This window comes from Pseudoalteromonas sp. Isolate6, from assembly GCF_022398435.1.
Lineage (GTDB): Bacteria > Pseudomonadota > Gammaproteobacteria > Enterobacterales > Alteromonadaceae > Pseudoalteromonas > Pseudoalteromonas galatheae.
In genome coordinates this window covers 22,030-31,335 of sequence record NZ_JAKEVK010000001.1, presented here as the reverse complement: position 1 = coordinate 31,335, position 9,306 = coordinate 22,030, and the positions used below count along the sequence as shown (strand labels likewise).

Genomic DNA, 9,306 nt, shown 5'->3' with positions numbered 1-9,306 from the left:
GCCATCCCCATAACTTGGTTGGGATTCCTTTGGCAACAGCGCGAGCAGTATCTATTTGGCTTGCGGCAGTTAACCATCAGTAACGTTGTAAAAAACCAATCAATTACTTAACCACAACAAACACAGTACCTATTTAAGTAGGTGAACGTTTGTGGGTATATCTATAAAGGTTAACTAACCGCTAAAACCGCGAGCCACGTTAATCAACAGCACCTTTTGCTATTTGCTTGCAGCATATACAACATTGCTGTAATCACTCACTGTCACTTTAACGCATGAATATGGCAACTTTTTTACCATCTTTGTACGTAGAGGTGACGACTTCAAAGTCTCAAATAGAGTTAAAAAAGATCATACTGAAGCTAGTAAAACAAACACAATTTATGTGGCTTCACATCAACGACTCATGATCTGTACTGAAAAAGGCTAGCACAAGAAACTGATAAATAAACCGTTCATTAACAAAAAAGTAAATTTATCCATTACACAAGATTACACTGAGTCGTTTTTAGGAATTGCGTGTTGAGGCATTATCAGAGCAAGCCTTGAATTTTTGCACTGATAATACCGTTCGTAATATTAGGAATTTCATTCTCTTCGAGTAGATGGGCGTATACGTACCAAAACCCAGAGTTCAAGATTCAACCTTTTCCATCGTGGCTTATACATCATATTGCAAAGGATGAAGTGTTTTGGAAATTATAATTCGCATTAATTTCATCACCCAGTGAGGCTTTTAATAACCCGCAGCTTGGCCATCTTTTCTTGTTTCGGATGCTCCGTAGTAAACTCCAGTTTTGCCATCTCGCATAATCGCCTGATAACCGCCATAAGGACCAACTGCTTGTTGTAACTTATGACCTTTTTTTATCAGCTCTCTACGGGTTTCCATCGAAAAGCCAGACTCGAGACTGACATACCCTCCATCAGTCATGATTTCACCGGTTGGTTGCGATGAGCCACTATGCAAAATTCGAGGCGCATCGCCCGCTTCTTGTAGATTCATACCAAAGTCAATCATGTTAATCAGGATCTGCGCATGCATTTGCGGTTGAGTCGCGCCTCCCATCACGCCATAGCTCATCCATGGTTTACCATCTTTTGTGACAAAGGCAGGAATAATGGTATGAAATGGTCTTTTACCGGGCGCATAACCGTTGTAGTGGTTTTTATCTAACGCAAATAGCTCGCCTCTATTTTGCAAGACAAAGCCAAGCTTAGCTGGAGTCATACCCGATCCCATACCACGGAAATTACTCTGGATCAGCGACACCATATTACCTTCCTTATCAGCAGTCGTGAGATAAATGGTATCCCCTTCTATAGGACCTGCATGATCGCGTTTAGCTGCTTTATTTGGATCAATCAATGCACGCCTTTCGTCAGCATATGCTTGCGAAATAAGCCTCGCGACTGGTATCTCATTAAAGTCTGGATCGGCGTAGTATTTTGCCCTATCCGCGAAGGCAAGTTTTTTTGCTTCAACAAAGGTATGAATATACTCTGGGCTGTCGAACCCCATTGCCTTGATATCATAGCCCTCTAAAATATTGAGAATTTGCTGGGCGGCAATGCCCTGACCATTGGGAGGTAGCTCCCATAAGGTGTAGCCGCGATAATCAGCACTTACAGGGTCAACCCACTCACTGTGGTGCTCAGCTAAGTCTTGGTAACTTAAGTATCCACCATTGGCCTTCATGTAACGGTCGATTTCTTTAGCAATTTCGCCTTTATAAAAGGCATCGCGGCCTTTTTCTGCAAGTAACTCATAGGTATTAGCGAGTGCCGGATTCTTAAATATCTCTCCCTTTTTAGGCATTTCCCCCTCAGGCATAAATACTTCTTTAAATCCGGAATATTGCTCACGAGCCGACACCGAGCGCTGCATGTAATAAGCAATCAACTCAGAAACTGGAAAGCCGCTTCTAGCGTAGTCGATACTGGGTTGAAGTAACTGTTTCATTGGCAGTTTGCCAAATTTGTTGTGCAGTTCAAACCAACCATCGACCGCACCGGGCACAGAAACAGGAAGCGGCCCATAGCTTGGAATTGTATCGCCTTGCTGCTGTAACTTTGCAAGCGAAAGGCTTTTTGGTGAACGCCCTGAAGCATTGAGACCAAATAACTTTTGTTGCTTCGCGTCCCACACAATAGCAAATAAGTCACCACCGATACCGCAACCTGTAGGCTCCACTAGGCCAAGCATGGCATTGGCTGCAATTGCAGCATCTATGGCGTTTCCGCCTTGCTTCAATACCTCTATTGCGACTTGGGTTGCCAGTGGTTGAGAAGTTGCAGCCATACCTTGGGTTGCAATAACCTCAGAGCGGCTAGCAAAAGCTTTTCCGGTGATCCTGTCATATGCGAGAGCCGCTGAGCTTACCGAAGCACATAGCATACTAACCAGTGTGCACTTCACGACCTTATTCATTTTTTTTCTCTTCTGTTTTCTTTTTAACCAATATAAAAAGCCAATCCGCTTACAGCAATTCATTTGCGGTCAAAGCGAAAGAAAACGAGATTGGACCTAATGCGAAAACTCAGCACTCCGTCACTATAGCGCTTGATCTACCACAATAATATTCGCTCAAATTTGATACAGTTTTTTATAGCTGGACTACACTAATGATTAGTGATTTTGCGGAAAACTAAACGTGCGCAAGAGCGAAATCTAGTGTCGATGTAATCGCAATGAAAGACCTAACCGAAACCAAGGCTATTGAATTGGTTATTTATGAGTAATCGAGTTATTTCTATCAATTTAAAACAAACACTGACTTGGGGCACGTTACTCTGTGGCTTGTTGCTCTCTTCTCTTATTATCTACATTTCATATGTTAGCCAGCGAGACATGCTGCTCGAAAACTATGAGACAAAACTGAGACAAAATTTAACCCATTTAGGTAAACATCTTTTTACTGAGTTTGTGGAGGACAACGACAATAAGATTAGCCTGACCCTCGAGGATTATTATTCTGACAGTAAATATAAAGCGCTCTTCCTTATTCAAGGAGAAACGCTCGTCAACGAAACTCAACACTCAGTGATTGGACTACAAGTATTTAATCAAGTTATCAGCCAAGCGCAAGCCACAGCAACACTACGCACACTTGATCTCACTGTGGCATTTGACCCTAATCAGCAGCACTTTCTCGCAGCCATTCCCATTTCACCTAAAGTACCCGTTGTTGAGTCCGCGAATTTAGTTAGGCTGATTGCTATTTATGACGTAAGCACCGTTTTTCTTTCGTTACGGCAACAATTGATAACTAAGGCGAGTATTTTGGCGGCATTTTTAATACTCATCACTATTGCGCTACTAAGCTTTACCCATCACTTCATTCATAAACCAATCAAAAGGCTGATCCAAGTAGGTGATGCATTATCCACTAACTCTTTAAGCTGTAGAGCTAAAATCATAGGATATGGGGAGTTTGCAGTACTTGCCAAACAGTTCAACGTGATGGCACAAACGTTAGAGAAAAACTGGCAGCAACAATTACAAATCACTCAAGAATTACAGTGTCACCACGCACTTATTACTAGTGTCTTTGAAGCATTGCCGGATATTTTCTTTATAATCAATACGAGCGGCATCATCTTAGAGTGCCATACCGGAAAATCAGACGACTTATATATATCGCCTGAGCATTTTATAAACAAAAAAATGACGGAGGTGTTGCCTTCTCATGCAGCAAAACAATTTAGCCAAGCCATCAAATCTGCCAATCAGTGCCATCAACTAACCCAAATAGAATATCCGCTGACCATTGCAGAGCAAGCGAAGCTGTTCGAAGCTAGGCTCTCTCCGATCCCAGGGACCGAGCAGCTGGTTATCGCAGTGCGTGATATCACAGAGAAAAAGCGCCAAGAGGAAGTCATCTTACATCACGCTTTTTACGATACATTGACTGATTTACCAAATCGTTTTTTAGCGATGGAGCGGCTATCGCAACAACTGCTTGATGCCGAACGCAACGATGAACTTGCGGTAGTATTTTTTATTGATTTAGATGATTTTAAAAGAATTAATGATTCACTCGGACACGAAATGGGCGATCAAATTCTCCTTGCTTCAGGAGAAAGGCTCAAGCAATCGCTACGTGAGCAAGACACCGTGTCACGCCTCAGTGGCGACGAGTTTATTGTTTTAATGGGCGGATTTAAACATACTGAAGACATTACCTCTGTTGCCAATATGCTGATCAAGCTTTTTCACCATCCCATTATTGTCGGCGATAAAGATTTTAATATTTCCGTCAGTATAGGCGTTGCTATCTATCCTTTAGATGCAAACTCCCCTCAAGCACTACTCAGCTGCGCTGATACCGCAATGTACAATGCCAAAAGTAATGGTCGCAACAATTACTGTCTATTTAATCAAAAGATGAGTCAACAGTTGTCTCGACGCATTGAAATTGAGGAAGCACTGCGTGTAGCAATGAATGAAAACGAGTTAGAAGTGTTTTACCAGCCTCAATTTTATATTGAAGACAGTGATGTATTTGGCGCGGAAGCTTTACTCCGCTGGCACAGTAAAACACTGGGTAATGTCTCTCCTGCGGAGTTTATTCCCGTTGCGGAACAAAGCGGATTGATCATCGATATCGGATTGTTTGTGCTCTCAACGGCTATTAAACAAGCACGCCAGTGGCAGCAACACTTAGACTCCGACATCCGTATCGCAATCAATTTATCACCAAGGCAGTTTAAAGACCCAAGCCTTTTGAAACAGATTGAGCTATTAGTAAAAGACATCCCGATTGCCAATCGCTTTATCGAGTTGGAAATCACAGAAGGCGTACTGATCTCAGGACAGGCACAGGTAAAACAGACCCTAACCCAATTACATCAGTTAGGGTTTAAATTATCTTTGGATGATTTTGGTACGGGCTATTCGTCACTGAACTATCTCCGTCATTACCCCTTCGATTTACTCAAAATAGACCAAAGTTTTATCAGCGATATGCTCACTACTCACGAGTCTAAAGCGTTAGTTAAAACCATTATTGCCATGGCGCATAATTTATCGATGAAAGTAGTCGCCGAAGGCGTGGAGACACTGGAGCAATTGCATTTATTGCAGCAACTGGAGTGTGATTTTGGTCAAGGATACTTGATCAGCAAGCCGCTTTCTGCAGCACAATTTGAAACCTTTTACCATACTAAGATCGAACCAGTTAAGCGCTCTTCTTAGCAAGAAAAACAAACTTTCAAAGCAACATCGCTCCCGAATATCCACTTGAGATAATAAATCAGGGTAAACACAAGACTAATAAAAATAATATGTTAGTATTGCAAGGCAGTGTAAGGATTTTTAATCATGAATATAGAGTTACTAGTTAGCAAAGCCAAGCAAGTATGTGACAACCGTGGCGCGCGTTTTACCCCTATTAGAGAAAAAGTATTCAGACTACTCGCCTCGAAACAAGGTGGTGTTGGTGCGTACGACTTACTTGAAGAGCTTAAGTTGACGGAAGCGGCTGCAAAACCAGCTACCGTATATCGTGCCTTAGACTTTCTTTCTGAGTTGGGCTTTATCCACAAAATTGAAAGTACTAATGCGTTTATGCTTTGCCACCACTTCGATCACACACATCCAGTGCAGTTACTGATCTGTGATAGCTGCGGTAACGTTCAAGAGTTACACTCAAACACGATTTCGCATGAACTAAACAGCCTCGCTGCAGAAACTGGATTTGTGGTTACAGAGCAAACCATTGAGGCTCATGGCCGTTGCGAAAAATGTAAAGATTAAGTGCAGTGAGCAAAAAAGCCCACTACACTTATCACTAAGAGCGACACTAATTTATTAAAAATGCATAAGGGAAAGTCCATATGAATGTAGAGTTCATCAACCCCTTTTTATCATCTCTAATCAATGTATTGGCTACTATGGCGCAAACTGAATTGACGCCAGGTAAGCCAAAAATGAAGAAAGACGAAGTCGCACAAGGTGATGTATCGGGTCTGATTGGTATGGTTGGTCCACAGACAAAAGGGTCATTTTCGATCACCTTTGAAGAGGGCCTAGCGTTAACCATAATGGAGCGTATGCTTGGTGAACGCCCTGATTCAATTAATGAAGATGTCACTGATATGGTTGGTGAAATCACCAACATGGTCACTGGCGGCGCTAAAAACCTACTCGGCGAAAAAGGCTACGAGTTTGATATGGCGACACCAGTTGTCGTTTCAGGTCCTGGCCATACTATCACTCATAAATGTGATGGGCCTAAGCTTATTATGCCATTCACCTCACCCGACGGTAATGCCAACATTGAAGTCAGCTTCGATAAACTCGCCTAACAGTTAAAAACACACGTTACTTTATGAGTTGGACTCAAAAACAAATTACCTTGAAGCCTCGAAAACGAGGCTTTCACTTAATAGACGATGAGATTATCTCGCAGCTTCCTGACCTACATGACTATCGTATAGGGCTGCTGCACCTGTTTATACAACACACCTCCGCCAGCCTAACAATAAACGAAAATGCCGACCCAACGGTACGTATGGATATGGAAAGCCACTTTAATCATTTTGTACCACAGAGGCAAAGCTACTACCGCCATGACTATGAGGGTGATGATGATATGCCAGCACATATCAAATCTAGCACCTTAGGATGTGAAGTAACCATTCCCATTTCTGAGGGCCGCCTACGTTTAGGTACTTGGCAAGGTATTTATCTCGGTGAGCATCGTGATCACGGTGGTGTAAGACGTGTTATCGCAACGCTTCAAGGTGACAAAAAAGGCTAGGCGCTCAGCGTTTAGCCTTCAATGTATTCGTAGCTTACTCTTGGAGTGACGTTACACAACAGCTCATATGGAATAGTACCTGCACATTGCGCTATTTCTTCTACTGGTAGGTTTGGTCCCCACATTTCTACTTCGTCACCAACTTGAATGCCATGGGGATTATCACCAATATTCACACTGATCATATCCATCGACACAGTGCCAACTATGCCGTAACGCTGGTTACCAATAACCACTGGTGTGCCAATTTTAGCGTGTCTGGGATAACCATCTCCATAGCCAACACCAATGACGGCAAGATAGGTATCCTGTTCACATTGCCAACGTCCGCCATATCCCACCGCTTGATGCGCCCTCACCCGCTTGATGGCAATAACTTTAGTGGTCAAGCGCATGACTGGTCTTAAACCATGTTGCTGTCCAACGCGAGCGAGCATAGGCGAAACACCATAAAGCATTAGACCGGGACGGATCCAGTCGCCATGAGATTCAGGCCAGCCTATGATCCCCGCAGAGTTTGCCAAACACAATGGTGCGTGACTTTGGCCAACTAAAGACTTAAATAGCACTTGTTGTACTTCGGTTTTATTGTCTTTGATATCATCAGCACAAGCAAAGTGTGTCATTAAGTGGATTTTATCAGCAACATTTTTTGAGCGCTTGAGGCGGGCATAAAACGCTTCAAACTCTTCAGGCTCAACGCCGAGACGGTGCATACCGGTATCTACTTTTAGCCACACTGTGAGCGGCGCATCTAAATCAGCACGCTCAATGGCTTCAAGCTGAGAAATGTCATGCACTATGGTTTGCAAATTATTGGCAAGTAGAATAGGTAAATCAGAAGGATGAAAAAAACCTTCCAACAGGACAATTGGTTTAGTGATGCCACCTGTTCTCAGCGCGAGCGCTTCATCAACTCTCGCCACAGCGAATGCATCTGCATCTTGCAAATGCTGCGCTATTTTAACCAAACCATGGCCGTAAGCATTGGCCTTAAGTACAGCCATAATCTTACTTTTTGGCGCCAGTTTTTGCGTTAGCTGTAGGTTTTCTCTCAGCGCGGTTAAATCTATTTCAGCACTCGCTAGTCGCATTTCATTACTCAATTGACAGTTAATATTCGTCGTCCATTGCTGGACCCGCATAGTTATCGAATCGAGAGTATTGACCTTGGAAGGTTAACCTAACCTTACCGATAGGACCGTTACGCTGCTTACCTATGATGATTTCAGCCGTGCCTTTGTCGGGGCTATCGTCGTTATAAACTTCATCACGATAAATAAACATGATTAAGTCGGCATCCTGCTCGATAGAGCCTGATTCACGTAAGTCGGAGTTAACTGGGCGTTTATCTGCACGTTGTTCTAGCGTACGGTTAAGCTGAGAAAGCGCGATAACTGGGCATTGCAGCTCTTTTGCGAGCGCCTTTAATGAGCGAGAAATTTCAGCAATCTCAAGCGTACGGTTGTCTGAAAGGCTCGGTACGCGCATGAGCTGCAAGTAGTCCACCATGATCATGCTGATCCCACCGTGATCGCGTGCAATTCTTCTAGCGCGTGAACGCACATCTGTTGGCGTAAGGCCGGACGCATCATCAATGTACATCTTGCCTTTTTCCATCAGTAAGCCCATGGTAGATGACAGGCGTGCCCAATCATCATCGTCTAATTGACCGGTACGTACTTTAGTTTGGTTGATACGACCAAGTGAAGCGAGCATCCTCATCATGATCTGTTCTGAAGGCATCTCTAGCGAGTAGATCAGAACCGGCTTATCTTGCGTCATCGCGGCATGCTCAGCCAAGTTCATCGCAAAAGTGGTTTTACCCATCGACGGACGCGCTGCGACAATGATCAAATCAGAAGGCTGTAGTCCTGCCGTCATCTTGTCTAAGTCGCCATAGCCTGTACTTACCCCGGTAACACCATCTTGTGGAGATTGGTAAAGTTCTTCAATTTTATCAACTGTTTTCTCTAGAATGCTATGAATGCTTTGCGGGCCTTCAGTACTTTTAGTGCGCTGCTCAGCAATCTTAAATACCTTGCTCTCAGCTAAGTCTAACAGTTCATGGCTATCTCGTCCCTCAGGATTAAAGCCTGCCTCAGCTATTTCATTCGCCACACCAATCATTTCGCGAACAACCGCGCGCTCACGGACGATACTCGCGTATGCATCAATGTTTGCAGCACTTGGCGTGTTTTTAGCAATCTCAGCAAGATATGAGAAACCACCTATGGTTTCTAACTGATTATTCTTTTCTAGATTCTCAGAAATTGTGATTAAATCGATAGGTTGACTAAGCTCTACCAGCTTTTCCATTGCTTCAAAAATCAGCTTATGGGTTCTGGTATAAAAGTCATGAGACACCACCAATTCCGCAACACGGTCAAAGGCTTCATTATCTAACATCAAGCCACCGAGCACAGATTGCTCAGCTTCAATTGAGTGCGGTGGAACTTTTAAGGTATCGACTTGTATATCTGGTTTAGCCATATCACAACATAGAGAAATTGAAGGCCCTCTATTGTATCTGGTCTACTCA

The 9,306-nt window shown here is 43.4% G+C and carries 7 protein-coding genes; 4 read left to right on the top strand and 3 right to left on the bottom strand.

Features of this window, described 5'->3' with window-relative positions; translation table 11 throughout:
• Positions 1-736: 736 nt before the first annotated feature.
• The gene (gene ggt, locus L1D50_RS00180) at positions 737-2,431 is read right to left on the bottom strand and encodes a gamma-glutamyltransferase (RefSeq protein WP_239965268.1); all 1,695 of its coding nucleotides are present in this window, start codon (positions 2,429-2,431) and stop codon (positions 737-739) included.
• A gap of 303 nt (positions 2,432-2,734) precedes the next feature.
• On the opposite strand from ggt, the gene L1D50_RS00175 reads away from it, so the two are divergent.
• The 4 genes from L1D50_RS00175 to L1D50_RS00160 all read left to right on the top strand — a co-directional run bounded on the left by L1D50_RS00175 (position 2,735) and on the right by L1D50_RS00160 (position 6,764).
• Positions 2,735-5,197 (top strand): EAL domain-containing protein, encoded by a 2,463-nt coding sequence (locus L1D50_RS00175; protein WP_239965267.1) that lies wholly within the window; start codon positions 2,735-2,737, stop codon positions 5,195-5,197.
• A 126-nt stretch (positions 5,198-5,323) separates the two neighbouring features.
• A complete protein-coding gene (gene zur / locus L1D50_RS00170; protein WP_010368795.1) occupies positions 5,324-5,758 on the top strand; it encodes a zinc uptake transcriptional repressor Zur in 435 nt (144 codons plus the stop codon).
• A gap of 80 nt (positions 5,759-5,838) precedes the next feature.
• A complete protein-coding gene (locus tag L1D50_RS00165; protein WP_128728845.1) occupies positions 5,839-6,309 on the top strand; it encodes a chemotaxis protein CheX in 471 nt (156 codons plus the stop codon).
• 23 nt (positions 6,310-6,332) lie between these two features.
• Positions 6,333-6,764 carry a secondary thiamine-phosphate synthase enzyme YjbQ gene (locus tag L1D50_RS00160; protein WP_128728846.1) on the top strand — a complete coding sequence of 144 codons (432 nt, stop codon included), beginning with the start codon at positions 6,333-6,335 and terminating at the stop codon, positions 6,762-6,764.
• Between the two features lie 11 nt (positions 6,765-6,775).
• Here L1D50_RS00160 and alr read toward each other — a convergent pair whose 3' ends face one another.
• Together alr and dnaB are read right to left on the bottom strand one after the other, a co-directional pair.
• Complete coding sequence (alr, locus tag L1D50_RS00155) at positions 6,776-7,858, bottom strand: alanine racemase (RefSeq protein WP_128728847.1); 1,083 nt, start codon at positions 7,856-7,858, stop codon at positions 6,776-6,778.
• 19 nt (positions 7,859-7,877) lie between these two features.
• A complete protein-coding gene (gene dnaB, locus L1D50_RS00150) occupies positions 7,878-9,257 on the bottom strand; it encodes a replicative DNA helicase (protein WP_017217222.1) in 1,380 nt (459 codons plus the stop codon).
• Positions 9,258-9,306 lie beyond the last annotated feature (49 nt).

Excerpts from the sequence above, each read along its gene's own strand:
- L1D50_RS00160 (WP_128728846.1), top strand. The coding sequence starts at position 6,333 with ATGAGTTGGACTCAAAAACAAATTACCTTGAAGCCTCGAAAACGAGGC.
- ggt (WP_239965268.1), bottom strand. The coding sequence starts at position 2,431 with ATGAATAAGGTCGTGAAGTGCACACTGGTTAGTATGCTATGTGCTTCG.
- zur (WP_010368795.1), top strand. The coding sequence starts at position 5,324 with ATGAATATAGAGTTACTAGTTAGCAAAGCCAAGCAAGTATGTGACAAC.
- alr (WP_128728847.1), bottom strand. The coding sequence starts at position 7,858 with ATGCGACTAGCGAGTGCTGAAATAGATTTAACCGCGCTGAGAGAAAAC.
- L1D50_RS00165 (WP_128728845.1), top strand. The coding sequence starts at position 5,839 with ATGAATGTAGAGTTCATCAACCCCTTTTTATCATCTCTAATCAATGTA.
- L1D50_RS00175 (WP_239965267.1), top strand. The coding sequence starts at position 2,735 with ATGAGTAATCGAGTTATTTCTATCAATTTAAAACAAACACTGACTTGG.
- dnaB (WP_017217222.1), bottom strand. The coding sequence starts at position 9,257 with ATGGCTAAACCAGATATACAAGTCGATACCTTAAAAGTTCCACCGCAC.